Here is a 24,749-nt window from a genome sequence, read left to right on the forward strand (position 1 = left end):
GGCGCGCCGGGGTAGTTCGAGATCTCGCGAGATCTCGAACTACCTCGGCACGGTCCGAACTACCTCGGCGACACTCATGACTGTGCGAGCCACTCCGGCGCGAGGACCGACCAGACCTCGATGTCCTGCCGCACGCCGCGGTGCTCGAAGTGCTCGCGCAGCACGCCGTCGCGCCGCATGCCCAGCCGGCGGGCGACGGCGATGCTCGGCGCGTTGCCCGACGCCGCCCACCACTCGACGCGGTGGATGCCGCGCTCGCGGACCGCCCAGTCGATGATGAGGCGCGCCGCCCGGGTCACCAGGCCGCGCCCCGCGGCCGCCGGCTCGAGCCAGCAGCCCGCCTCGGCCGTGCCCTGCGCGACGTCCATCGTGCGGAACAGGACGCCGCCCACCAGGGTGCCGTCCAGCCAGATGCCGTAGAGGCGCCCGGTGTCCGTCGCCGCCTTCTGCGCGTACGACTCGAGGAACGACCGGCTGGTCTCCAGGTCGGTGATCCGGTCGGGCAGGCCGATGAACCGCCCGACGAACTCCCGGCCGCGGTCGATCGTCGCCAGCAGCTCCTCCGTGTGCCACGGCTCCAGCGGCCGCAGCTCGGCGCCGTCGTCGCCCAGCGATCTGGAGAACATCGTGCCTCCCGTGCGTCCCGGCCGGCTCGGCGCCGGCACGACGGGATCCTCGCACGGCATCGTCGGCGACGACGTAGCGATGGGTCGTCGTCCTGCCGGCAGACGGCGACCCATCGCTACGTCGACCGGCGGAAGCGTGCTCGGCGGGCCCCGGCGCGGTTCGCGGAGGCGCCCGAGCGCGCCGTCCGGTGCAGGAGACGGGCGTCCGCAGGAGGCCACGGCCGCGTTCCCGCAGGTCCGGCGTGGGAGCGCTCAGCACCTGTGCCTGCGTCCACGGGAACGGCGGAGCGAGGCGCCTCGCATCGCTACGATTCGTCCGTGGACGAGGGCTGGTTCGAGGAGGCGACGGCGCGCAGCGCCGTCGGGCGCGAGGCGCGCTCGGTCGCCTGGGAGCGCACCCCGCTGGGCCCGCCGGACGAGTGGCCGGTCGCGCTGCGGCACGCTGTGCGGCTCTGCTTCTCGACGCGGTTCCCCGTGATGCTGGTCTGGGGCCCGGAGCTCACCCTGATCTACAACGACGGCTACCGCGCCATGCTCGGCACGGACAAGCACCCGGGGGCGCTCGGCGCGCCGGCGGCCGCCGTGTGGGGCGAGATCTGGCACGACATCGGCCCGCTGTTCGAGCGCGTCCTGGCCACCGGCGAGCCCACGTGGAGCCGCGATCTGCTGCTGACCATGCGCCGGTCGGGGTTCGACGAGGAGACCTACTTCACCTTCTCCTACAGCCCGCTGCTGGACGACGACGGTCGGATCGCCGGCGTCCTCGACATCGCGACGGAGACCACGAAGGAGGTGGTGAACCAGCGCCGGCTCGCCACGCTCGGAGAGGTGCACGCCGCGCTCCCGACCTACTTCGACGGCATCCCCGCCTTCCTGGGCCCGGTGCTGGACGTCCTGGCCCGCAGCGAGGACGTCTCCCGGGCGGCGGTGTACGACGGGTCGGGCCGGGAGCTTCTCCTGCAGACCGGCCGGCCGGCGGGCGGCGAGGAGCCGGCGCTGGTCGCCCGCGCCCTCGGCTCCGGCCAGCCGCTCACGGTGGACGGCGCGGTGGTGAAGGCGATGCGCTCGGGCGTCGGGCGCGGGGTGCACGCGGTCCTGGTCCTGTACGGCACCCCCGTACGCACCTGGGACGCGGACTACGCGCGCTTCCTGGCGGTCCTGGCCACCACCGTCGCGGTGACGCTGCGCGACGTGGTCCGGCGTCGGGACGCGGACGAGGCCCTGCGCCGCCGCGCCCGACAGTCCGAGGAGGGACGGGTGCGGGCGACCGAGGTGTCCCTCGCCCTGCAGCAGGCCGTGCTCACCGCCCCGCCGCGCCTCGACGACCTGCAGGTCGTGGTGCACTACCAGCCCGCGGCGCTCGGGCGGGACATCGGCGGGGACTGGTACGACGCCTTCACGACGCGGGACGGCGCGACGACGCTGGTGATCGGCGACGTCGTCGGCCACGACCTCGGCGCCGCGGTGGCGATGGGCCAGCTGCGCGCCCTGGTGCGGGCCATCGCCTACGACAACAGCCACCAGACGCCCGCGCGCGTCCTGGAGCGGGTCGACGCGGCCGTCGACGGGCTGCTCGTCGACGGGGCCGCGACGGCGACCACGGTGCTCGTGGCCAGGGTCGAGCAGACCGCCGAGCAGGAGGCCCGTGGCGCCCGCACGGTGCGGTGGTCCAGCGCGGGCCACCTGCCCCCGGTGCTCGTCCGGGCCGACGGGACGAGCGAGGTGCTGTGGGTCGACAACGACCTCGTCCTCGGCGTGGTCCCCACGACGGTCCGCCGGGACCACGTGGTCGAGATCCTGCCGGGCGACACGCTCGTGCTGTACACCGACGGGCTGGTCGAGAACCGCAGCGACGGCCTGCGGCAGCGGATCGCCCTGCTCGCCCGCGTGCTGGAGGGCACCCATGCGGCCGGGCTGGACGGGCTGGTCGCCGCCGCCCTGGGCGGGATGCTGTCCGAGACGGTGGAGGACGACGTCGCGATCGTGGCGGTGCGGGCCGAGCCGCAGCAGGCCGTCGCCGTGACCGCGCGTCAGCCCGCGGCGGTCCGGTCGACGACGCCGTAGAGCCGCGCCGCCGTCCCCGACCAGACGGCTGCCGCGCCCGCGTCGTCGAAGGCGGGCAGGGCGCCGGCGGTCCGCGCGACGATCTCCGCGTACGGGGCGACGCGCGCGGACATCGGCCAGTCGCTGCCGAACAGCAGCCGGTACGGGCCGAACAGGTCGACGGCGGTGCGTGCGGCCGCTGCGACGCGGCCGACGTCGTCGGTGGCGGGTCGGTGGAGGCCAGAGAGCTTCGCGTGCGTGCGGGGGTGGGCGGCGACGGCGGCGAGCGCGTCGCGCCAGGCGTGGTCGGGCGACCCGGTGCCGAGCCCGAGGTGGCAGACCACGACGTCCAGGGTCGGGTGCCGCCGGGCGAGCGCGGCGACGGCGGGGAGCTGCTCGGCGCGCACGAGCGTCTCGAGCACGCGGCCGGACGCCGCCAGGCCCTCGCACAGCGCGTCGAGCCCCACGACGTCGGACAGGTCGGCCGCGCCGCCGGGGACGGCGAGGCGGATCCCCGCGACCCGCGCCCCGGGGGCCGTGGCGCCGTCGTCGACCACCGCCTGCGCCATGCCGGCCCAGGCGCCGTCGTCGGGGCGGGCGTCGTACTGGAGCACGACCGGCCCGGGCAGGGGCCCGTGCGCGGCGGACTGGCGGGCGAGCCAGCGTGCCTCGCCCGCGGTGTCCGCGGCCTGGACGGCGACGGCTGCCCGCACGGGCACGGGCGACGTCGCGACGGCGCGCGCCAGGTCGTCCGGCCCCACCCGTGCGGGCAGCCCGAGGCCGTCGTGGAACCACGAGACGCGCATCGCCGCCGTGTCCCACAGGTGGACGTGCGCGTCCACGACCCCGTCCACCCCGCCCACCCTCTCGCCGAACAGGCGGTTGACACCGTTATGCGGCGCCATGCGACCCCATAACGGTGTCAACCGCCTGTTCGGCAGAGTGGGCGATGGCGTCGAGGTCCGCCCACAGGCGGTCGGGGACGACGGCGTCGGCGGCGTCGGCGAACACATCGACCTCGGCCGGCGTGCGGGCCCCCACGACGACGGCCTCGACGCCCGGCACGCGCAGCGGCCAGCGGACGGCGGCGGTCGGCAGGTCGACCCCGGCGCCGTGGCAGGCGGACGCCATCCGCAGGGCCTGGTCGACCTGCTCGGGGGAGGCGGGGCGGTAGTCGAAGAACGGCGCGGCCACGGGGTCCGCGAGCACGCCGGAGTTGTACACGCCCGCGGCGATCACGCCGACCCCGCGCTCGCGCGCCGCGGGCAGCAGGTCGTCCAGGGCGGTGCGGTCGATCAGGGTCACCCGGCCCGCCGGCATCACGACGTCCAGCGCGCCGGCGCTCTCGCGCACCAGCCGCGCGACGGGGACGTTGCGTCCCATCCCGACGCCCACCGCCCGCACCACGCCCTGGTCGCGGAGCTCGAGCAGCGCGGGCAGCGCACCGCGCAGCGCCTCGTCGACGTCCGCCGGGTCGTGCAGGTACAGCAGGTCGACGCGGTCGGTGCCGAGCCGCGCGAGGCTGCCCTCCAGCGACCGCAGCACGCCGTCGCGGCTGAGGTCCCCGACCGTCGTGCCACCCGGCCCGCCGGTGCCGCCCGGCGGCGCGGGCACGCCGTCGGCGTCGACGATGGTGCGGCCCACCTTGGTGGCGATCACGACGGAGTCGCGGTCGACCCCGGCCAGGGCGGCGCCGAGCCGCAGCTCGCTGACTCCCTCGCCGTAGTGCGGCGCCGTGTCGAAGAAACGGATCCCGCGCTCGAGGGCGCGGCCGACCGTCGCCTCGGCGTCGGCCTCCGCCACGGGCGTGAACAGGTTGCCGATCGGCGCGCAGCCGAGGCCGTACGACGACGTGGCGAGGGCCGCGCCGCCGTCCTTCCCGGCGGCGGCCGGCGTCAGCGGACGGAGCCCTGGGCGGAACGCCATGCCTCGTACTCCCCTCGCGTGTCGGGGGTCAACGGGTAGTAGTCGCTGAGCCGGGCGCCCTCGTCGAGCCGGCGCCGGCTGAAGACCTCCCACTCCTCGTGGTCCTGGGCCGAGGCGACGACCTGGTCGGCCATCGCGCGCGGCACGATGACGGGACCGTCGTCGTCCGCGACGACGAGGTCGCCCGGCATGCACAGCACGCCGCCGACGGCGACGGGCACGTCGTAGGCCCAGGGGAACAGCTCGGACTGCGAGGCGTAGTGCGGCGTCACGCCCGTGGACCACACCGGCAGGCCGAGGTCGCGGATCTTCCCGGAGTCGCGGACGCGGCCGTCGACGACCATGCCGGCGCCGCCCTTGCGCTGGAAGTAGCGGGCGAGGATGTCGCCCACGCACCCCGAGAAGCGGCTGCCGAACGCCTGGACTACGAGGACGTCGCCCGGCCGCACCGCCTCCAGCACGTGCCACAGCGCGGTGTGCCGCTCCACGTACTCCTGCTCGTCGCCGGCCGCGAGGTCCTCCCGCTGCGGCATGAACTGCAGGGTGAGCGCGTTGCCCACCACCTGGTAGCCGGGCTTGAGCGGCCGGGGCCCCTCGACGAACGAGTGCCGGATGCCGAGGCCGTGCAGCTTGGCGCACGCCGTCGCCGACGACACCCGGCCGAGCCGCTCCAGCGTGTCCGCGTCAGCCCGCTCGTACGCGCCGCCGCGCACCGGCAGCGTGATCTCGGGGCGGACGAGGCCGGCGCCGGGGTCGGAGGGCAGCGCGTCGACGGGCGCGAGTGCTTCGGTCATGGTCGGGCTCCTTCGTGGTGGTGCAGGTGCTGGGGGCGCGGCTGGTGTCCGGGTGCGCTGCCGGCGGGTGCGGTGAGCAGCACGAGGTCGGCGCGGTGCGACGGCGGCAGCTCGACGAGCAGGTCGGGGGCGTCCACGGGCACGGTCGCGACGGTGCGGGTGCCGGCGCGGCCGGCGGACGCCGTGGACGGGCCGGGCCAGGCGCCGCCGTCCTCGCCGTGGACGACGACTCCCACGAGGTGCCGCTCGCCGAACCGGCCCGCCCGCACCCGCACGCGCCGCGTGCGGGTGGTCGACAGGTTGACGAGCGTGAGCCCGATCTGGTCCTCCGCCTCGCCGAGATCGACGCAGCCGTCGCCAGATCGACCCTCGGTGCGTCGATCTCGCGACGGATGCCTCGATCTCGCGTCGAGGGACGTGACCAGCGCGGCGACGTCGGGCGGCAGGCCGGGGCGGCCACGGTCGGCGTCGGTGTACGCGACGGCCGCGAAGGGCAGCCCGCCGTTGTACAGGGTCTGCGGGGTGCCGGTGATCAGCTGCCCCAGCACCTCCGTGACGACCGGGTTGGCGCGCTGCCAGAAGTGCAGGTGCACGGTCTCTGGGTCCACGGGCTCGGCGTCCATCACCGCGACGCGGCGCGCGAGCTGCCCGAGCGCCATCGACAGCGCGCGCTCCGGGTAGTCCGGCAGCGAGCCGTCGAGGAACGCGAGCCACGGGCCCTCGTGGCCCGCCTCGACCTTGTCGCGGAACGGGCGCACCTCGCGGGAGCCGGGGATGCCGTCGAGCACGCGGTCCAGGCGCTTGCGGTCGGCGTCGTCGCGCGTCCACCACCACAGCCAGGTGGGCAGGTCGAGCTGGAGCGGGCCGAAGTCGAACCAGCCGTCGGCGCCGAACCGGTAGGGGACCAGGGTGGCCGGTTCGGCGGCGTGCGGGCCCAGCCGCTCCAGCCAGCTGCCGCGCAGGCTGAACGGCGTCTCGGTGACGGGCGCGGTGATCGCGTGGTCCAGGGCCGTGTCGAGCATGGTGCGCGCGAGGTCGAGCGGGGCGTCGTCCCGGGAGCCGGAGGCCCCCGAGACGAACGACGCGTTGATCGCGCCGATCAGGGTGCTCATGCCGACCGAGTGCAGCCCGTGCGGCCACGTCCAGCCGTAGTGGCCGCCGTACCAGGCGCCGTCGTGGAGGCCGCCGACGGTGCCGTCAGGCGCGACGTTGTCGGGCATGAGGCCGCCCGGTGCGAGCCCGGTGGCCGCGCGCTCGCGCCAGCCGTCGACGTACCGCGTCACCCACGCGGCCGAGGCGGCGTCGCCGTCGTACAGCCAGCGGTTGGCCACGAGCGACGTCGCGGCCAGGTTGACCGCCGTGTCGCCGGCCGCGCGGCGCTGGAGCTCGTCGCCCATGAGCCGGGCGTGCGCCGGGTCCTCGAGGTCGGACCACCGCGTGATGCCCGGCAGCCCGTGCAGCGGCAGGCCGTACGCCTCCATGTAGTCGAGGGACGCGGGGTAGGTGAGCCACTCGGTGCCCAGCCCGGGCAGGGGGCCCCGCGCCCCGTTGTGGGGCGCGGTGACGATGTTGCGGGCGGGGTCGTAGTTGCCGTGCCGCGGGTCGGTGTACAGGGCGGCGAACCGGCGCGCGCGCTCGGCGAACCGCTCGTCGCCCGGGTCGGCGGCGCACAGGCCGTAGAAGAACAGCAGCGATTCGCCCTGGTGGAACCAGTCGTACCCGTTCTCGTACTCGCCCGTGAGCATGCCGGCCTCGGTGAGCTGCGCCGTCACGCCCTCGAAGTGGTGCTTCGCCGCGTCGAGGACGTCGTCGCTGCCGCCGAGGGCGTAGAACGCCGGCCAGTTGAAGAACGGCTCGTAGAGGTCGTCGACCCCGTCGCGGTGCTCGAAGCCGCCCGCGTGCAGGATGCGGCCGTCGGGCCCGGTGTAGCGGTCGGAGAACAGCCGCCACGCCTCCTCGGTCGCGTCGAACAGCCGGCGCTCGAGCACCGCCCAGGCGGGGACCTCGTGCAGGGGTGTCGTGGGGACGCGGGGTCCGGTCCTCTCGCTCATGTCGGCGTCAGCCCTTCGTCGCGCCGGCCACGAGGCCGCCGATGATGTGCCGCTGCATGAGGACGAAGAACAGGATCGCCGGGCTCACCGCGAGCAGCAGGGTCGGGAAGACGGTCGTGTAGTCGGTGGAGAACTCGCCCACCGCCGCGTACACGCCCGTCGTCACGGTGTAGATGCCGGAGCTCGGCCCCAGGATGATCTGCGGGCTGACGAAGTCGTTCCACACGCTGATGGAGTTGAGCACCACGATCGTGGCGACCACCGGCTTCATGATCGGGAAGATGCACGACCAGAACGCCCGGATCTTGCCCGCCCCGTCCAGGGCCGCGGCCTCGTCGATGTCGCGGGGCACGGTGCGCAGGTAGGCGGCGAACAGGAAGATCGTCACGGGCAGGGTGGCGGCCGTCTCGAACAGGATGAAGCCCGGGATGGTGTTGATGAGCCCCAGCACCCGCAGCACGAAGACGACGGGGATCAGGGTCACCTGGCCGGGGATGAACAGGCCCGACACGAAGAGCAGCAGCAGCCCGAGGTGCCACTTCGACCGGCCGCGCGCGATGACGTACGCGACCGGCGCGGCGAGCGCGATGCCGCACACGTTGACCAGCGCGACGAACAGCAGCGTGACGCCGTACGCCCGCACCACGTTGAACTTCTCGCTGGTGAGCGCGGCCTGCAGGTACTCCAGGCTGAAGGTGTCGGGGGTGATCGCCAGCGGCGAGGAGATGATCGCGTCCTGCGGCTTGAACGCGTTGATCACCATGATGTACAGCGGCACGAGCATCACCAGCGCGCCGAGGGCCAGCACCACCCACTTGAGGACCGTGCCCACGCCCGGGGCGGGCCGGCGCCGGGAACGGGGAGCCGGCCGGGCGGCACGTGCCGGGGGCGGCGTCGGCTCCGTCACGCGGGCCGTCGGGTGCGTCGTCGTCGCCATCAGTCGGCCACCTTCTTCTCCGCGCCGCGTCGCGCGAACGTCACCGCGAGGCCGAGCACGGCCGTCACGATCAGCAGGATCACGGACTGCGCCGCGCCGAACCCGAGCTCGGACTGGGCGAACGAGTCGCGCAGGATCTGGTACACGATCGTCTGGGTCGACCCGGCGGGGCCGCCGTCGGTCAGGGCCAGCACGATGTCGTAGACCTTGAGCAGCCCCACCAGCGTGAGCACGAGGTTCACGGTGAAGACCGGGGCGATGAGCGGCAGCGTCACGTTGCGGAACTGCTGCCACTTCGAGGCGCCGTCCACGGTGGCGGCCTCGTAGTACTCGGTGGGCACCGACTTGATGCCCGCGAGGAACAGGATCATGTTGAAGCCGAAGTGCGACCAGACGATCGTGAGGATCACGCTCGCCTTGGCGAAGGCGACCTCGGTGAGGAACGGCACCGGTGCCACGCCGAGGTGCCCCAGGAGCCCGTTCACCGCGCCCTCCGGGGCGAGCATCGCCGACCACAGGAACCCGATGATCAGCGAGCTGATGATGTACGGGTAGAAGAAGATCGTGCGCAGCAGCGTGTTCGCGCGGCTGTTGCCCGCGATGAGCGCCGCGATGAAGAGCCCCACGCCGTTGCACAGGATCGTGCCGCAGAAGGCCACGACGGCGGTGAAGACCGCCGCGTCCACGGTGCGCGGGTTGCGGAACGCCTCCGTGTAGTTGTCGAGGCCGATGAACGTGAAGCTCAGGCTGTAGCCGTTCCAGTCGGTGAGGCTCAGCACGAACGCCAGGACCATCGGCACGATGAACATCGCCAGGAAGACGAGGACGGCGGGGCCGCCCATGACGATGCCGGGCAGCCGGTCGCGCCACACGCGCGCCGTGGAGCGTCGGCGCACGGGCGGGACCGCGCGCGCCGCGGTGAGGGTTGCCATCGCAGGGCCTCCGTGGGTGGTGCGGGCCCGGGCGCGGCGGCGGTGCCGCGCCCGGGCGGGTGGGGTGCGGTCGGCTCAGCCGATCGTCGAGGCGAACCAGTCGTCCATCGCGGCGTCGACGTCGTCGGCCGACGTGCCGCCGACGAGCGCCTGCGTCTGGGCGTTGATCTCGTCCGAGTAGCCGGTGGGCAGCGTGCGCTCGCCGTAGCCCTGGCCGGTCGGGGTGTACGCCTCGGCGGGCGTGTCCGCCACGATCTGCAGCAGCTCCTTGCCCAGGTCGTCCATCTCGTACTCGTACCCGTCGCGGAAGTTGCCGTCGACCTCGAGCTGGCTGGCCACGGCGTCCTGGTCGGTCACCAGGAACTCGACGAGCTCGGCCGCCGCCTCCTGGGCGTCGCTGGCCTTGAGGATCGAGTAGGGGCTGGCGATGTTGGCGCCCATCGCGGGGCTGGCCACCCCGTCGACGGCGGGGGCGCGGAAGACGCCGATCTCCGCCTTGTCCTCGGCCTTCGCCTCGGTGCCGGCGAACCAGCTGCCCATCGGGTAGATCGCGCTCTTGCCGGACAGGAACGCCTGCTCGGCGTCGGGGTACTTGATGCCGAGCGCGTCCTTGGGGACGTAGCCCTTCGCCACCCAGTCGGCGTAGGTGGCGACGGCGTCGCCGTACGTGTCGGAGAACGTGGCCTCGCCGGCGCTCATGTGCGCGAACCACTCCGGGTCCTGGCCGATGACCGACGGGAGGGCGAGCGTCTGCAGCGAGTGGCTGGTGGCCCAGTCGCCGCTGGTCTGGATCGGCGTCCAGCCCGCGTCCTTGAGCTTGCCGAGCGCGGCGGTGAGCTCGTCGACGGTGGTCGGGACCTCGGTGATCCCGGCCTCCTCGAACGCGGTCTTGTTGTAGAACCACAGGCTCTGCAGCTGGAAGCCGATGCCGGCCATGTAGTGCTTGCCGTCGATCGAGTACTGGTCCGCGAGCGGGCCGGACGCCGCCCAGTCGTACTGGGACAGGTCCACCAGCTCAGGGGCGAGGTCGGCGGTCGGGGGCAGCGACTGCACGACGTCGGGCGCGTCACCGGCGGTGAGGAGGCGGGGGAGCGCGGCGGTCACGCCCTCCGCGCCCGGGTTCTGGATGACGACATCGATGTCGGGGTGCGCGTCCTCGAAGGGCTTGACCAGGCCGTTCCAGAACTCCTCGGTGAGGTTCGGGGTGACGTTCACGAGCATGCTCACCTCGGTGGTGCCGCCGGAGCCGCCGTCGTCGTCGGAGCCGGCGCAGCCGGTGAGCGCGAGGGCGGCGACCGTGAGCGTGCCCACGCTCGCCAGGGTGCGGTGCTTGATCATCGTTGATCCTCTCGGGTTGCCGCCCCGCCGGGGACGCTGCTGTGCGTCTCCGGGCGTTCGGCCTACGACTGGGAGTGACGTCCGGTGGGGACTCTCGGACACTAATCGATAATCGTTGGAATGGGAAGATCGAGGTCGGAACTTGCTCGAGGGCCGGTGATCTCACAGCCCGGGCGTCCCGCGCCGCCGCCCGTCGCCCATAGGCTGGACGGGTGACCACCGCAGCCCCCGCCGTGCAGCGGCCGGGCGGTACCCCGAGCGTGCCGCCGCGGCCCTGGTGGCTCGTCGCCGCCGGGCCCGCAGCAGCCCTCGTCGCCGTCCTCGCCGTGCTCTGGGGTGGTGCCTACTCGGGGGCCTTCCAGGCGCTCAGCGGCTTCACCGACCCGGGCGCCGTCGTCCGCTTCGGCCTGCCCGTGACGACCGTGCTCACGGAGCTGAGCGTCTCGGTGACGGTCGGCGCGCTCCTCGTCGCCGCGTGCCTGGTGCCGCCCGGCCGCACCCAGACGCGGGTGCTCACCACGGCCGGCGCCGCCAGCGCCGTGTGGGCCGTAGCCGCCGTCCTCCAGCTCGTGCTGCGGTACGCGAACATCTCCGGCACCTCGCCGGCGTCGCCCGCCTTCGGGCAGGGGCTTGCGCAGTTCGTCACCGACCTCGACCTCGGCAGGCTCTACCTCGCGATCATCGTCGTCGCCGCCCTCACCTCGGCGCTGGCCATGGCCGTGCGTGGCGCGGTGGGCGCCCTGTGGACGACGGTGCTGCCGCTCGCGGCCCTCGCCATGCAGTCCACGACGGGGCACGCGTCCGGTGCCGCGAACCACGAGCTCGCCGTCGGGGCGATGCTGCTGCACCTGGTCGGCGCCGCCCTGTGGGTGGGGGGCCTGGGTGCGCTGCTCGTCGCCGTGCTCACGCGCGAGGAGGGCCGCGACGACGGTCGCACCGCCGCGGTGGCCGTCGCCCGCTTCTCCCCGGTCGCGGGGTGGTGCTTCGTGGCCGTGGGCGTCTCCGGCATCCTCAACGCCTGGCTCCGCATGGAGTCGTGGGGCGACCTGCTCACCCCGTACGGCGTGCTGCTGCTCGTCAAGGCGCTGCTGATGGTGGCGCTGGGCGGCTTCGGGTTCGCGCACCGGATGTGGGTGGTGGACCGGCTCGGCCGCGCGGACTCCGCCGGCGCCGTCCGCCGGCTGTTCTGGCGGCTGCTCGCCGTCGAGCTGCTCCTCATCGGCGCGGTCTCCGGCGTCGCCGTGGCGCTCGGCTCCACCGCCCCGCCCGTGCCCGACGAGGTGCCGGTCGACGTCACGCCCGCCTTCCAGCTCACCGGCCAGGCGCTGCCGCCCGAGCCGACCATGAGCCGCTGGTTCACCGAGTGGAGCCTCGACCCGCTGCTCGCGTTCGCGTGCGTCGCGGGCCTCGTGGTCTACGTGCGCTGGGCCGTGCGGCTGGCGCGGCGCGGGGACCGCTGGCCCGTGGGCCGGACGGTCTCGTGGTGCCTGGGCATGGTCGTGATGTTCTGGGTGACCAGCGGCGGCCCGGCCGTGTACGGGCACGTGATCTTCAGCGGTCACATGGTGCAGCACATGATCCTGGCGATGCTGGTGCCGTTGTTCCTGGTGCTCGCCGCCCCCGTCACGCTGCTGCTGCGCGCGATCCCCGCCCGCAAGGACGGCAGCCGTGGACCGCGCGAGTGGGTGCTCGGGCTGGTGCACTCGCGCTTCGGCCAGTTCATGGCACGCCCGGTCGTGGCCGCGGTGCTCTTCGCCGGCGGCATGATCGCGTTCTACTACACGCCGGCGTTCGAGTTCGCGCTGCGCAACCATGCCGGGCACGTGTGGATGATCGTGCACTTCACGCTCGTGGGCTACCTGTTCGCCAACGCGCTCGTGGGCATCGACCCGGGACCCAGGCGTCCGCCCTACCCGCAGCGGCTGCTGCTCCTCTTCGCGACGATGGCGTTCCACGCGTTCTTCGGCGTCGTGCTCACGTCGGGCACCTCGCTGCTCGTCGCCGACTGGTTCGGCAACATGGGCCGCCCCTGGGGCCTGCCCGCCATCGAGGACCAGCAGCGCGGCGGCGGCGTCGCCTGGGGCATCGGCGAGCTGCCGACGCTCGCGCTCGCCATCGTGGTGGCCGTGCAGTGGACGACGTCCGACGAGCGCGAGGCGCGCCGCCGCGACCGCAAGGCCGACCGCGACGGCGACGCCGAGCTCGAGGAGTACAACGCGATGCTCGCCAAGATGGCCGACCGCGACGAGCAGCAGCCGCCGAGGTAGTTCGAGATCTCGAACTACCTCGCGGGGGCTGGAACTACCTCGCGGGGCTGAGGGGACAGGCCTCCCAGTGCGACGACGTGGGCCGGGACCGGCCCGCGGGCGTCGGCGTCGGGGACGGCCGCGCCGATCGTGCGCCGGACCGGCACGTGCCCGGCCCAGCCGCCCGCGGCGACGTCCGCCGGGTCGTCGACGGGCCCGCCGCCGCGGGCCTTCATCGACGCCTCGCGCAGCGGCACGGCCAGCACGGCCGTCGCGGCGAGCTCCTTGCGGGTGGCGGGCCGCAACGTCGCGGAGCGCCCCGGCGCCATGTGGTCGACGATCGCGTCCAGGGCGCGGGCGCGCTCGGCGTCGTCCGTGACGACGCGGGCGGTGCCGATCACGACGGCCGACCGGTAGTTCATCGAGTGGTGGAAGCCCGACCGTGCCAGCACGAGGCCGTCCAGCTCGGTCACGGTGACGCAGACGGTCGCGTCCTGCGCCCCGACCAGCCAGCGCGCGGCCACCGACCCGTGCACGTACAGCGTCCCGCCGTCGTCGGGCCCGTCGAGGTCGACGGCGTACGCGCACGGCAGCACGACGGGGTGCCGGTCCGCGCCCTCGCCGACGTCGACGCCGAGATGGGCGACGAGCCCGTCGGCGAGCAGGGCGTGCAGCGCGGCCCGGTCGGTCACGGCGCGGTTCCGGCCGCGCCGGACGGTGGACCTCGGGGTGGGGGAGAGGGCGTCCATGGCGCTAGCGTGCTGCCTGGGTGGCCTGTCGTCACGAGCCATTTCCCGTGCAGTTCAGCAGGCCACTTCGCGTCCCACCCGGTCAGGAGCCCCGATGTCCTCCCTACCTGTCCGTCTCGACCGCGACGCCCGGGCGCCGCTCGCCGCCCAACTCTCCGGCCAGGTGCGGGACCTGGTCACCCGCGGCACGCTGCGGCGGGGCGACCGGCTGCCCAGCACGCGGGCGCTCGCCGCCGACCTGGGCGTCGCCCGCTCGGTGGCGGAGCAGGCGTACGACCAGCTCGTGGCCGAGGGCTGGTTGGCCGCGCGGCGGGGCTCGGGCACGTTCGTCGCCGCGGACGCTGCGCCCCGCCCGGCGCCCGGGTCGCGGCGGGCGGGCGGGACGGGCGACGGGCTGGTGCGGCTGAGCACCGGCGAGCCGTGGATCGACCCGCGTCACCGCGCCGGGTGGCGCCGCGCGTGGCGGGAGGTGTCGGCGGCGACGCCGCCGCGGGGCTACGACGACCCGTGCGGGCTGCCCGCGCTGCGGGAGGCGCTCGCGGAGCGCCTCGCTCGCACGCGCGGGCTGACGGTGGACCCCGACGAGGTGGTGGTCACCGCCGGCACGACGGCCGGCTTCCGTGACCTGCTCGGCGCCCTGCCCGCCGGACCCGTCGGCGTCGAGGACCCGGGCTACCGGGCCGCCGTCGCCACGGCGCGTGCCGCCGGCCGCGCCGTCGTCGACCTGCCCGCCGAGGCGCGCCACGACGAGGCGGCCCTGCGCGGGCTCGCGGCCGCGTACGTCACGCCGGCGCACCAGCACCCGCTCGGGCGGGTGATGCCGGCCGACGACAGGCTCGCCCTGCTCGCCGCGTCGCGCACCACGGGCGCCGTCGTCGTCGAGGACGACTACGACTCCGAGCTGCGGTACGACGTCGCGCCGGTGCCGGCCCTGGCGGCGCTCGGCCGCGACCGTGTCGCCTACCTGGGCACCGCGTCGAAGTCGGCGCCGCCGGGTCTGCGGATCGGGTGGCTGGTGCCGCCGCCGGGGATGCTCGACGACGTCGCCCGGCAGCACGCCGTCGTGCACGACGCTGCCGCGTGGCCCTCGCAACGGGCCCTGCTGACGCTCCTGCGGGACGGCTGGCTCGACGCCGTCCTGCGCACGGCCCGCCGGGTGTACGCCGAGCGGGCGGCCCGCGTGGCGGCGGTGCTGGCGCCGCACGCGACGCCCGCCGCGACGTCCGCCGGCATGTACTCGACGTGGCTGCTGCCGCAGGACGCCGCGCTGGCCGCCCGCGACGCCGCGCGGCGGGCGGGCTTCGACCTGCCCCTGCTCTCCGACCTGTGCCGCAGCGCCGGGGGCACGGGCGTCGTCGTCGGGTTCGGCGGGGTCGACGACGTCGAGCTCGACAGCGCGCTGGCGGCGATCCGCGCCGGGCTCGGCGGGTGACGTAGCGATCGGTCGCCGTCGGGCGCGCGGACGACGACCGATCGCTCCGTCACCGAGGATCCTGGCTAGAGCAGCCCGTCGACGACCTTCGCCGCGAGGCCCAGCGCCGTCGTCGTGCCCAGCCCGTCCGCGACGGTCACGGTCGTCACCCCCGGAGCGGGGTCGGCGACGACGAACGGCGTCCCGGCGAACGGCCCGCGCCGCGGACGGGGCACGGTGAGGTCGGGCACCGTCCAGCGCCGCCGCACCTCGACCGGTCGCCCCAGCAGTGCCTCGGCCTCGCGCAGCAGCAGGGTGTCGGCCGCCTCCGACCGCTCGGGGTCGCGGTCGAGGCCCGCGTCGGCGCGGCGGTCGGCGTCCGTGCGGCGGGCCTCGCCGACCAGCAGCGTGTCGCCGTGCGGGGTGAACGCGAGGTGGACGCCGGCGTCGAGCAGGTCCGGGGCGTGCGTGCGCAGGCGCTCGCGAACGTCCGCCAGCGCGGGGGAGTGCGCGGTGGCGGCGTCGCGCAGCAGCGTCGTGCCGCCCAGCACCACCGGCCCGGCGGGGTCGTGCGGGCGGCCGGGCGTCGCGACCCGCAGCACCTGCCGCACGTCGGGGCGCAGCCCGGCACGCTCGGCCTCCGCGGGGAAGAACCGGTCCAGGTCGGCCCCGACGGCGACGAGCACCCGGCGCGTCACGACCTCGCCGCGCGACGTGCGCACCAGCGTGCGGCCGGTGCCCGCCTCGAACGTCAGGGCCGTCGTCGACCAGGCGACGTCGGCCCGCGGGCGCGCGTCGAGCGAGGCCGCGAGCGACCGGAGCGCGTCGCGCGGGTCGAGGCGCAGGTCCAGCGGGAGGAACGCGCCGCCCACGACGTCGCCGGCCTCCACACGGGCACGCTCGGCGGCCTGCGCGGCACCGAGGAGCTGCGCGTCGCCGTCGCGCGCGGCCACCAGGTCGTCCAGGACGGCGAGCTCGTCGGCCGACCGCGCGACGACGACGGCGCCCGTGTCCTTGACCCAGAAGCCGGCCTCGCGGCCCAGCTTCAGCCAGCGCTCGCGCGAGGCCAGCGCGCACGACAGCGTCGCGGCATCCTGCGTGGTGACGGCCACGTGGCCGCTGCGCCGGGCGGACGCGCCGTCGGGCCGGGGGTCCCGCTCCACGACGAGCACCGAGTAGCCGCGGGCGTGCGCCTCCAGCGCGTGCGCGAGCCCCACGATGCCCGCGCCGACCACGACCAGGTCGGCGGTGGCGGGCAGCGGCGGCAGGTGGGAGGTGCGGGGCGACGGCGGTCTCACGTCGAGACCGTGCCCGACGACGCGGCACCCGCTCAACCGCAGGGGGCGCCGCGGCGAACAAGTTCTCCGAACGTTCATCCGCCGTTCCCCGGGGCGACCACTCGACCGCCCGTCCGGCCCGCGCTGTGGTAGACCGGGCGCGTGAGCCAGGACGACGACGCCCCCACGCCCTTCGACGACCTCGACCGTTACCTGGAGCTCCCGCGGGTGAGCGGGCTCGCGCTGAGCCCGGACGGCACGCGCCTCGTCACCACCGTCCAGACGCTCGACGCGAAGCGCACCGGCTGGACGACGGCCGTCTGGGAGGTGGACCCGGCCGGTGTCGCCCCGTCGCGGCGGCTGACCCGCAGCCGCAAGGGCGAGACGTCGGCGGTGTTCGCGGCGTCGGGCGACGTGCTGTTCACGTCCGCGCGGCCCGACCCGGACCCTCGACCGGGGGCGACGGAGAGCGACGAGGAGCCGAGGGCGGCGCTCTGGCTGCTGCCCGCGGGCGGCGGGGAGGCGCGCGTGGTCGCGTCCGCGCCCGGCGGCCTCGGCGGGGTCCTCGCGGCCCGCGCGGCCGACGTCGTGTCGGTCTCTTCGCCGGTGCTGCCGGGGGCGGCGGGCCTGGCGGAGGACGAGGCGCTGCGCAAGGAGCGCGCCGACCGCAAGCTGTCCGCGATCCTGCACGCCGGGTACCCCGTGCGGCACTGGGACCACGACCTGGGCCCGGAGGAGGAGCGCCGGTTCGCGGGCTCGCTCGGTGCCGACCGGGTGGAGCTGCGCGGGCTCACCGGCGCGGGCCGGCAGCTCGACGAGCACGAGGCCGACCTCGCGCCCGACGGGTCGACCCTCGTCAGCACGTGGGGCGTGGCGGACCCGGGCGCGGCCCGCCGGGCCACCCTGGTCGCGGTCGACGCGGCGACGGGCCGGCGCCGGACGCTGGTCGACGACCCGGACGCGGACGTCTTCGCCCCGGCGGTGTCGCCGGACGGCCGGTGGGTGGCGTTCGTGTCCGAGACGATCACGACGCCGGAGCAGGCGCCGCAGGTGCGCCTCGGCCTGGTCCCGCTCGCCGGCGGCGCCGACGGTGAGGCGCCCGCCCCGGAGGTCCTCGCCGACGGCTGGGACCGCTGGCCCACGACCGTCGCCTGGCTGCCCGACGGCTCGGGGCTGGTCGTCACGGCCGACGAGGACGGTCGCGGCCCGGTGTTCCTGCTGACGTTCGGCGCCGGCGGGCCCGGCGCGGGCGCACCGGTCACGGTGGAGCGCGTGACGGGCGACGACGCGTCGTTCAGCGATGTCCGGGTCGCGCCGGACGGCGCGGCGCTGTACGCCCTGCGCAGCAGCTACGCCGCCCCGGCCGAGCCGGTGGGGGTCGACCTGGCCGCCTTCGCCGCGACGGGCGAGCCCGGCGAGCGCACCCCCGTGGCCGCGGACGTGCTGCGCGGGCCCGTCCCCGCGCCCGCGCTCCCCGGCACGCTGGCCGAGGTCGAGACGACGACGGCGGACGGCGCGCGCGTGCGCGCGTGGCTCGCGCTGCCGGAGGGCGCCTCGTCCGACGACCCCGCGCCGCTGCTGCTGTGGATCCACGGCGGACCGCTGAGCACGTGGAGCGCCTGGAGCTGGCGCTGGAACCCGTGGCTGATGGTGGCCCGCGGGTACGCCGTCCTGCTGCCCGACCCGGCGCTGTCCACCGGGTACGGGCAGGACTTCGTGCAGCGCGGCTGGGGCGACTGGGGAGGGGCGCCGTTCGCCGACCTCATGGCGATCACCGACGCCGTCGAGGCCCGGCCAGAGATCGACGAGGCCCGCACGGCCGCGATGGGCGGGTCGTTCGGCGGGTACATGGCGAACTGGGTGGCCGGGCACACCGACCGCTTCCGCGCGATCGTCACGCACGCCAGCCTGTGGGCGCTGGACCAGTTCGGGCCCACCACCGACGCCGCCTACTACTGGCAGCGCGAGATGACGCCCGAGATGGCGGAGCAGAACAGCCCGCACCGCTCGGTCGCCGACATCCGCACGCCGATGCTGGTCGTGCACGGCGACAAGGACTACCGCGTGCCGATCGGCGAGGGGCTGCGGCTGTGGCGCGCGCTCCTCACCGAGTCCGGCCTCCCCGCGGGCGACGACGGCACCACGGTGCACCGGTTCCTGTACTTCCCGGACGAGAACCACTGGGTGCTCGCGCCGCAGCACGCCAAGGTCTGGTACCAGGTGGTGCTCGCCTTCCTCGGCGAGCACGTGCGGGGCGAGGAGCCGGAGCTCCCCGCCTACCTGTGACCCCGGACCCGTCCGGCGGGTGCCGACGTCAGGCCGGCGTGATGATGAGGTCGACGAGGACCTCCAACAGGGTGCTGGCGTCCTGGCGGGCCGACGCGGCGGGCAGCATCGCGGCGCGCTGGCCGGCCTCGTGCGCACCCAGCAGGAGATCGATGGCGACGTGGTCGTCGACCGCGAAGCGCAGGCCGAGGGCGACCATGACGCGGTTCAGCGCGGCGACCATCTCCCCGCGGAGCACCTGCTGCTGGTCCACGTAGCGCTGCGCGATCTGGGGGTCGCGCAGCGCGAGCAGCTCGAACTCGAGCTCCATGACGCACCAGGAGGTCTTGGCGGCGGGGTCCGGCAGCACCGACGCGATGACCTCGCGCACGGTGGCGCGGAACCCGTCCGGGGTCTGCAGGGTGGCGGGGTCCACGGTGGTGACCGCGCGCTCGAGCGCCCCGAGGTGGCCGCGCGCCTCCCGCTCCGTGAGCGCGAGGAACAGCTCCTCCTTGCTCGCGAAGTTGGAGTAGAACGCCCCGCGGGTGAAGCCGGCGGCCTCGCAGACGGCCTCGATCGACGCTGCCTGGACGCCCACCTGCGCGAACACCTCGAACGCGGCGTCGAGCAGGCGCTCGCGGGTGCGTTCGCGGCGGGGCGAGCGGCCGGACGCGACCGTAGCCTCGTCGGGAACCGCGCTCTCGGTGGTCAGGGGGTCCTCCTCGGGGGTCTGCCGGGACTCCGGCCCGCGGGCCGTCGCCCGGCCCGGGCCCACTCTAGTCAATACACCCGCGTATCGGATACGTTCGTGCATCGGATACAGTGCCGTATCGGAAATCTCGTCCGACGGTCGTGCCCGCGACCGACCTGCGCCACCGGGAGCCCCTGTGTCCTCCGTCCTGTACTCGCTCGGTCGCTGGGCCGCGCGCACCCGCCGCCTCGTCGTCGTCGGCTGGGTCCTGGTGCTCGCCCTCGTCGGCGGGGCCGGCGCCCTCCTGTACCAGGGCTTCGACAACTCGGTGACCATCCCCGGCACCGAGTCGCAGGACGCGCTCGACCGGCTCGAGGCCACGTTCCCCGAGGTCAGCGGCGCGTCGGCGCAGATCATCGTCGTCGCCCCCGAGGGCTCCACCGTCGAGGACGACGCCGTCCGCGGCCCGGTCGAGGACGCCGTCGACGAGCTCGAGAACCTCGACCAGGTCGCCGCCGTCACCTCGCCGTACGCCGACCAGGCGGCCGCGTCGGTCAGCGACGACGAGCAGTCGACGCTGATGACGGTCCAGCTCGACGGCGACCAGTCGGTCATCACGGAGGAGACCAAGGACGCGCTCGGCGAGGCCACGGACGCCCTGGCCGCCGCCCTGCCCGACGGGTCCCAGGCCAGCCTGGGCGGGCAGCTCTTCGCCACCGAGTTCCCCGCCATGACGATCACCGAGGCGCTCGGCGTCGTCGTGGCCCTGGTGGTCCTCATGATCACGCTCGGGTCGTTCGTCGCCGCCGGCCTGCCGCTCATCAACGCCCTGCTCGGCGTGGGCGTCTCGATGTGCCTGCTCCTGGCCGCGACCGTCTTCGGCCCGATCAACTCGACCACACCCATGCTCGGGGTGATGCTCGGCCTGGCGGTCGGCATCGACTACGCCCTGTTCATCGTCTCCCGGCACCGCGACCAGCTCGGCGAGGGCCTGGACGTCGAGGAGTCGATCGCGCGGGCGGTCGCCACGGCCGGCTCGGCCGTCATCTTCGCCGGGCTCACCGTGATGATCGCGCTCGTCGGCCTCGGCGTCGCGGGCATCCCGTTCCTCACCGTCATGGGCGTCGCCGCCGCCGTCGCGGTGGGCTTCGCGGTGATCGTGTCCCTCACGCTCCTGCCGGCCCTGCTCTCGTACGCCGGGGAGAGGCTGCGTCCCCGGGCTCCGCGGCGCGAGCGCGGGCGCCGCGCGGCGCGCGCCGGGGCGGCGCAGGCCACGGCCTCGAAGGCCGCCGCCGCGACGGGCCGGACCGCGACCGCGGCTGCGCCCGCCCCGACGCCGGCGCGCGAGAACCGCTTCTTCGCCGGCTGGGTGCGCGGTGCCACCCGCCACCCGATCGTCACCATCGTGCTCGTCGTCGCGGCCCTCGGCGCCCTCGCCTGGCCCGCCACCGGCCTCAAGCTCGCCCTGCCCGACGCCGGCGCGCTGCCCGAGGACAGCCCCGCCCGGGTCACCTACGACCTCGTCGGCGAGGAGTTCGGCGACGGCTTCAACGGGCCCCTCATCGTCACCGGCTCCATCGTCACCAGCAACGACCCGCTGACGCTCATGGAGGACATCGGCGACGAGATCGCCGCCATGCCGGGCGTCGCCGACGTCCCGCTGTCGACGCCCAACCCGTCGGCCGACACCGGCATCGTGCAGGTCGTCCCCGAGGGCGGCCCGGACTCCGACGAGACCAAGGCCCTCGTCAACGCGATCCGCGACCAGCACGACCACTTCCTCGACGAGTACGGCGTCGACCTGTCCGTCACCGGCTTCACCGCCGTCGGCATCGACGTCTCCGACAAGCTCGGCGCCGCGCTCCTGCCGTTCGCGTTCGTCGTGGTGGGGCTCTCGCTCGTGCTGCTGACGATGGTGTTCCGCTCGATCTGGGTGCCGGTCAAGGCCTCGCTCGGGTACCTGCTGTCCGTGGGGGCGGCGTTCGGCGCTGTCGCGCTCGTCTTCGAGCACGGCGTGCTCGCCGACGCCCTGCACGTCACCCGGCAGGGGCCCGTCATCAGCTTCATGCCGATCGTCCTCATGGGCGTGCTCTTCGGCCTCGCGATGGACTACGAGGTGTTCCTCGTGTCCCGCATCCGCGAGGACTACGTGCACGGCGGCGACGCGCGCCGCGCGATCCGCACGGGCTTCCTCAGCTCGGCCAAGGTCGTCACCGCGGCCGCCGTCATCATGTTCGCCGTGTTCGTCGCGTTCGTGCCCGAGGGCGACATGAACCTCAAACCCATCGCGCTCGGCCTCGCCGTGGGCGTCGCCGTGGACGCGTTCGTCGTCCGCATGACGCTCGTGCCCGCGGTGCTCGCACTGCTCGGCGACCGGGCGTGGCACATGCCGCGCTGGCTCGACCGGGTGCTGCCCACGTTCGACGTCGAGGGCGAGGGGCTCGCCAACGAGCTCGCGCTGGCCGACTGGCCCGAGCCCGGCGCGACCGACGCCGTCGCCGTGCGCGACCTCGAGGTCGCGGGGCCGGACGGGTCCGGCGCGCCGGTCGTCGGCCCGGTGAGCGTGCGCGTGCCGGACGGTGGCGCCCTGTGCGTGCACGGCGACGCCGCCGCGCCGGTGTCCGCGCTGCTGCTCGCGCTCGCCGGCCGCATGTCGCCGGACGCCGGCGCGGTCAAGGTGACCGGGCTCGTGCTGCCCGAGCGCGCCATGACGGTGCGGGGCCGCGTCGCCGTCGTCGACGCCCTCGCCGAGCACGGCCGTCCCGCCGCCACGGTGGACGCCGCCGTGCGCGACGGGGCCCGGGTCGTGGTCGTGGACCGCACCGACGCCGTCGCCGACCGCCCGGCGCGCGAGGCGCTCGCCGCCGCGCTCGCCCGCGCGCAACGGGGTGGGACGGCGGTGCTGCTGGGCGCCAGCGGCGTCGCCGCGACCGACCTGCTCGACGGCGGCACCGGCCGCGAGGCCGCCGTCCTCGACGTCGGCGCGGGCTGGGGCGCACCGAGCGTGCTCACCGGGGCGGACGTGCCCCCGCCGCCACCCGGCGACGCGCACGCCCGCGCGGCCGCGGAACCGGACGGCCCCGCGGCCCGTGCGACCGACGACATCGACGAGGACACCCACGTGCAGGAGGTGCGGGCATGACCGCCCCGACCAGCCCCACCCCGGACGTCGTCCGGACGCGCCGCGACCCGTGGCGCATCGCCGCCGTCGCGCTGCTGCCGATCATGGTGCTCGGACTGCTGCTCGCCGCGCTGTGGAACCCGCAGGACCGGCTCGACCAGGTGCCGGCCGCGATCGTCAACCTCGACGAGCCGGTCGAGGTGCAGGGGCAGACCGTGCCGCTGGGCCGTCAGCTCGCCTCCGGGCTCGTGAGCGGTGGCGAGACCGCCGACGGCGCCAAGGCCGCGCAGCCGGCCGAGGACGCCACCAACTTCGACTGGACCATCACGGACGAGGAGTCCGCGGCCGACGGCCTCGCGAACGGCACCTACGCCGCCGTCGTGACCATCCCGGAGGGCTTCTCCGCGGCCGCGACGTCGTACGGCAACGACGACCCGTCCGAGGCCCGGCAGGCCACCATCGACGTGAGCACCCCGCCCGGAGGCCGCGTGGCCGACGACGCCCTCGCCCGCGTCGTCGCCGCCACCGCGACGTCCGTCATGTCGAGCACCCTCACCGAGACCTACGTCGACAACGTGCTCGTCGGCTTCAACGACCTGTCCGACGGCATCGGCGAGGCGCAGGACGGCGCCACGCAGCTCGCCGACGGTGCAGGCGACGCCGCCGACGGCGCGGACCAGCTCGCCGACGGCGCGGGCCAGCTCGCGGACGGCGCCGACGAGGCCGCCGGTGGGGCGTCGCAGCTGGCGGACGGCGCCGGGCAGCTGGCCTCCGGCGCCACGAGCGCCGCGACCGGCGCGTCCGGGGTGGCCTCCGGCGCCTCGGGCCTCGCGGACGGTGCGGGACAGCTCGCCTCCGGCGCCTCGCAGGTGGCCGACGGCGCGCGCGGCATCGCCGGCGGCATCGGCGAGAGCGCGTCGGGCGCCGACGACCTGGCGAAGGGCGGCGACGAGCTCGCTGCGGGCGCGACGCAGGTGGCAGAGGGGAACCGTGCGCTCGCAGACGGCGTCGCCGACATCAACGAGACCGTGCCCGACGTGGCGGCGCTCGAGAAGTCGCTCGCGGACGCTCAGGAACGTGCGGACGAGTTCGCCGCGGCCGCCGGGGCGGCCCTGGGCTGCGACGTCAACCCGGGGAGCGATGCATGCGGGGCCCTCACCGAGGTCCTCAGCGGGTTGGAGGACGACTCCTCGGCGGTCGAGGACACCGTCGCCGGGGTCGTCTCCGCTCGGAAGCAGCTCGACGCGCTCGCGACGCAGACGGACCAGCTCGCCACGGGCGCAGAGGGGGTCGCGACCGGCGTCGCGGGCATCGCCGACGGTAACCGGGACCTGGCCCAGGGCCTCCGCCAGCTCCAGGGCGGCGCTTCGCAGGTCGCGGACGGCGCCGACGGCGTCTCGTCGGGTGCCGGGGAGCTCTCCGGCGGCGCTGGCCAGCTGGCCTCCGGCGCGTCGGAGCTCTCCACCGGCGTCGGGCAGCTCGCCACGGGCGCGTCGGGGGTGGCGTCCGGCGCGACCGAGCTGTCGTCGGGCGTCGGCCAGCTCGCCACGGGCACCGAGGGCATCGCCACGGGAGCGGGCGACCTGGCGGGTGGCGTCGGCCAGCTCGCGTCGGGCGCGGGCGACCTGTCGGACGGCCTGGGCGAGGCGAAGGACGGCATCCCCACGTACACGGACGACGAGCGGCAGACGCTGTCGTCGGTGGTCGCGGAGCCGGTGGCGGCGCCGTCGGCGGACGGGATCAGCACCGGGGCGTCGGGCCCGCTGTTCGCGGTCGTGGCGCTGTGGCTGGGCGCGCTCGCGCTGATGACGGTGTTCCCGCCGGTCGTGGCGCGGGCCCTGGGCTCGACGCGCGACTCGGTGCGCCTGGCGCTGTCGGCGTTCTGGCTGCCTGCCGCGATCGGCGCCGGCACGGGCGCGCTGGTCGGCGTGATCCTCGCGGCGGTCGAGAAGCTCGACGCGGGAGGCTGGGTCGGGGCGATCCTCGTGGGCGCCGTCGTCTCGATGGCGTTCGTCGCCGTGCACCAGGGCTTCCTCGGCTGGCTCGGCAACCTGGGCCGCGGCATCAGCCTGCTCATCGCCGTCCTGCTCATCGCGACGGGCGTCGTCGCGACCGTCCCCGCCGCGCTGCAGGGGCTCGTCGACGCGCTGCCGATCGGCGCCGCGCGCGACGCCCTCACGGCGGTGGCGGTGCCCGCCGCCGGCGGGCTCGGGATGGGTGTGACCCTGCTCGTGCTGTGGGGCCTGGGTGGCCTGGCGCTCGCGGCGCTCGTCACCGCGCGGGGCCGGCGGCTGGGCGTGCGACGCCTGCTGCGCGCCTGACCAGCCTGCCGGACCAGCCTG

Annotated in this window: 17 protein-coding genes; 6 read left to right on the forward strand and 11 right to left on the reverse strand. The window is 75.2% G+C overall.

Annotation, left to right across the window (positions count from 1 at the left end):
• Window positions 1–74 precede the first annotated feature (74 nt).
• The gene (locus tag ACH436_RS16925; protein ID WP_430561365.1) at window positions 75–665 is read right to left on the reverse strand and encodes a GNAT family N-acetyltransferase; all 591 of its coding nucleotides are present in this window, start codon (window positions 663–665) and stop codon (window positions 75–77) included.
• 279 nt (window positions 666–944) lie between these two features.
• Here ACH436_RS16925 and ACH436_RS16930 point away from each other — a divergent pair, with 279 nt between their 5' ends.
• A complete protein-coding gene (locus ACH436_RS16930) occupies window positions 945–2,690 on the forward strand; it encodes a SpoIIE family protein phosphatase (protein ID WP_430561366.1) in 1,746 nt (581 codons plus the stop codon).
• On the opposite strand, the gene ACH436_RS16935 is transcribed toward ACH436_RS16930, so the two are convergent.
• The 7 genes from ACH436_RS16935 to ACH436_RS16965 all read right to left on the reverse strand — a co-directional run bounded on the left by ACH436_RS16935 (window position 2,657) and on the right by ACH436_RS16965 (window position 10,647).
• Window positions 2,657–3,574, reverse strand: coding sequence for an amidohydrolase family protein (locus ACH436_RS16935; RefSeq protein WP_430561367.1), 918 nt, complete (start codon window positions 3,572–3,574; stop codon window positions 2,657–2,659). The two genes, ACH436_RS16930 and ACH436_RS16935, sit on opposite strands and share 34 nt — an antisense overlap.
• Window positions 3,561–4,595: an aldo/keto reductase gene (locus ACH436_RS16940; RefSeq protein ID WP_430561368.1), complete on the reverse strand. Its 1,035-nt coding sequence runs from the start codon at window positions 4,593–4,595 to the stop codon at window positions 3,561–3,563. Before ACH436_RS16940 ends, ACH436_RS16935 begins: the two co-directional genes overlap by 14 nt.
• Window positions 4,565–5,389, reverse strand: a complete 825-nt coding sequence (locus ACH436_RS16945; protein WP_430561369.1) for a ribonuclease activity regulator RraA — start codon at window positions 5,387–5,389, stop codon at window positions 4,565–4,567. The genes ACH436_RS16940 and ACH436_RS16945 overlap by 31 nt, the downstream gene beginning before the upstream one ends.
• Window positions 5,386–7,440 carry a hypothetical protein gene (locus ACH436_RS16950; protein ID WP_430561370.1) on the reverse strand — a complete coding sequence of 685 codons (2,055 nt, stop codon included), beginning with the start codon at window positions 7,438–7,440 and terminating at the stop codon, window positions 5,386–5,388. The genes ACH436_RS16945 and ACH436_RS16950 overlap by 4 nt, the downstream gene beginning before the upstream one ends.
• Window positions 7,441–7,447: 7 nt before the next feature.
• Window positions 7,448–8,377: a carbohydrate ABC transporter permease gene (locus tag ACH436_RS16955; protein ID WP_430561371.1), complete on the reverse strand. Its 930-nt coding sequence runs from the start codon at window positions 8,375–8,377 to the stop codon at window positions 7,448–7,450.
• Complete coding sequence (locus tag ACH436_RS16960) at window positions 8,377–9,309, reverse strand: carbohydrate ABC transporter permease (protein WP_430561372.1); 933 nt, start codon at window positions 9,307–9,309, stop codon at window positions 8,377–8,379. The genes ACH436_RS16955 and ACH436_RS16960 overlap by 1 nt, the downstream gene beginning before the upstream one ends.
• A 75-nt stretch (window positions 9,310–9,384) precedes the next feature.
• A complete protein-coding gene (locus ACH436_RS16965) occupies window positions 9,385–10,647 on the reverse strand; it encodes an ABC transporter substrate-binding protein (RefSeq protein WP_430561373.1) in 1,263 nt (420 codons plus the stop codon).
• A gap of 212 nt (window positions 10,648–10,859) precedes the next feature.
• On the opposite strand from ACH436_RS16965, the gene ACH436_RS16970 reads away from it, so the two are divergent.
• Entirely contained in the window at window positions 10,860–12,914 is a 2,055-nt protein-coding gene (locus ACH436_RS16970) for a cytochrome c oxidase assembly protein (protein ID WP_430561374.1), read from the forward strand.
• A 14-nt stretch (window positions 12,915–12,928) separates the two neighbouring features.
• Here the strand turns inward: ACH436_RS16970 and ACH436_RS16975 are convergent, their stop codons facing one another.
• On the reverse strand, window positions 12,929–13,642 hold the full coding sequence (locus ACH436_RS16975; protein ID WP_430561375.1) for a pyridoxamine 5'-phosphate oxidase family protein: 714 nt from the start codon (window positions 13,640–13,642) through the stop codon (window positions 12,929–12,931).
• A 94-nt stretch (window positions 13,643–13,736) separates the two neighbouring features.
• Between ACH436_RS16975 and ACH436_RS16980 the strand changes: the two genes are divergently transcribed.
• Window positions 13,737–15,074 (forward strand): PLP-dependent aminotransferase family protein, encoded by a 1,338-nt coding sequence (locus ACH436_RS16980; RefSeq protein WP_430561376.1) that lies wholly within the window; start codon window positions 13,737–13,739, stop codon window positions 15,072–15,074.
• A 65-nt stretch (window positions 15,075–15,139) separates the two neighbouring features.
• Here ACH436_RS16980 and ACH436_RS16985 read toward each other — a convergent pair whose 3' ends face one another.
• Window positions 15,140–16,351 carry an FAD-dependent oxidoreductase gene (locus tag ACH436_RS16985; protein ID WP_430561377.1) on the reverse strand — a complete coding sequence of 404 codons (1,212 nt, stop codon included), beginning with the start codon at window positions 16,349–16,351 and terminating at the stop codon, window positions 15,140–15,142.
• Between the two features lie 141 nt (window positions 16,352–16,492).
• Here ACH436_RS16985 and ACH436_RS16990 point away from each other — a divergent pair, with 141 nt between their 5' ends.
• Window positions 16,493–18,616: a prolyl oligopeptidase family serine peptidase gene (locus ACH436_RS16990; protein WP_430561378.1), complete on the forward strand. Its 2,124-nt coding sequence runs from the start codon at window positions 16,493–16,495 to the stop codon at window positions 18,614–18,616.
• Window positions 18,617–18,644: 28 nt separating this feature from the next.
• Here ACH436_RS16990 and ACH436_RS16995 read toward each other — a convergent pair whose 3' ends face one another.
• Window positions 18,645–19,370 (reverse strand): TetR/AcrR family transcriptional regulator, encoded by a 726-nt coding sequence (locus ACH436_RS16995; RefSeq protein ID WP_430561638.1) that lies wholly within the window; start codon window positions 19,368–19,370, stop codon window positions 18,645–18,647.
• 112 nt (window positions 19,371–19,482) lie between these two features.
• On the opposite strand from ACH436_RS16995, the gene ACH436_RS17000 reads away from it, so the two are divergent.
• Both ACH436_RS17000 and ACH436_RS17005 read left to right on the forward strand, forming a co-directional pair.
• Window positions 19,483–22,428: an MMPL family transporter gene (locus ACH436_RS17000; protein ID WP_430561379.1), complete on the forward strand. Its 2,946-nt coding sequence runs from the start codon at window positions 19,483–19,485 to the stop codon at window positions 22,426–22,428.
• Window positions 22,425–24,728 (forward strand): YhgE/Pip family protein, encoded by a 2,304-nt coding sequence (locus ACH436_RS17005; protein WP_430561380.1) that lies wholly within the window; start codon window positions 22,425–22,427, stop codon window positions 24,726–24,728. The genes ACH436_RS17000 and ACH436_RS17005 overlap by 4 nt, the downstream gene beginning before the upstream one ends.
• Window positions 24,729–24,749 lie beyond the last annotated feature (21 nt).

This window comes from Isoptericola sp. NPDC019693, assembly GCF_044389085.1.
GTDB lineage: Bacteria > Actinomycetota > Actinomycetes > Actinomycetales > Cellulomonadaceae > Isoptericola.

Coding starts and splice junctions, on each gene's coding strand:
- ACH436_RS16935 (WP_430561367.1), bottom strand. CDS start 3,574: ATGGCGCCGCATAACGGTGTCAACCGCCTGTTCGGCGAGAGGGTGGGC.
- ACH436_RS16940 (WP_430561368.1), bottom strand. CDS start 4,595: ATGGCGTTCCGCCCAGGGCTCCGTCCGCTGACGCCGGCCGCCGCCGGG.
- ACH436_RS16945 (WP_430561369.1), bottom strand. CDS start 5,389: ATGACCGAAGCACTCGCGCCCGTCGACGCGCTGCCCTCCGACCCCGGC.
- ACH436_RS16950 (WP_430561370.1), bottom strand. CDS start 7,440: ATGAGCGAGAGGACCGGACCCCGCGTCCCCACGACACCCCTGCACGAG.
- ACH436_RS16955 (WP_430561371.1), bottom strand. CDS start 8,377: ATGGCGACGACGACGCACCCGACGGCCCGCGTGACGGAGCCGACGCCG.
- ACH436_RS16960 (WP_430561372.1), bottom strand. CDS start 9,309: ATGGCAACCCTCACCGCGGCGCGCGCGGTCCCGCCCGTGCGCCGACGC.
- ACH436_RS16965 (WP_430561373.1), bottom strand. CDS start 10,647: ATGATCAAGCACCGCACCCTGGCGAGCGTGGGCACGCTCACGGTCGCC.
- ACH436_RS16975 (WP_430561375.1), bottom strand. CDS start 13,642: ATGGACGCCCTCTCCCCCACCCCGAGGTCCACCGTCCGGCGCGGCCGG.
- ACH436_RS16980 (WP_430561376.1), top strand. CDS start 13,737: ATGTCCTCCCTACCTGTCCGTCTCGACCGCGACGCCCGGGCGCCGCTC.
- ACH436_RS17005 (WP_430561380.1), top strand. CDS start 22,425: ATGACCGCCCCGACCAGCCCCACCCCGGACGTCGTCCGGACGCGCCGC.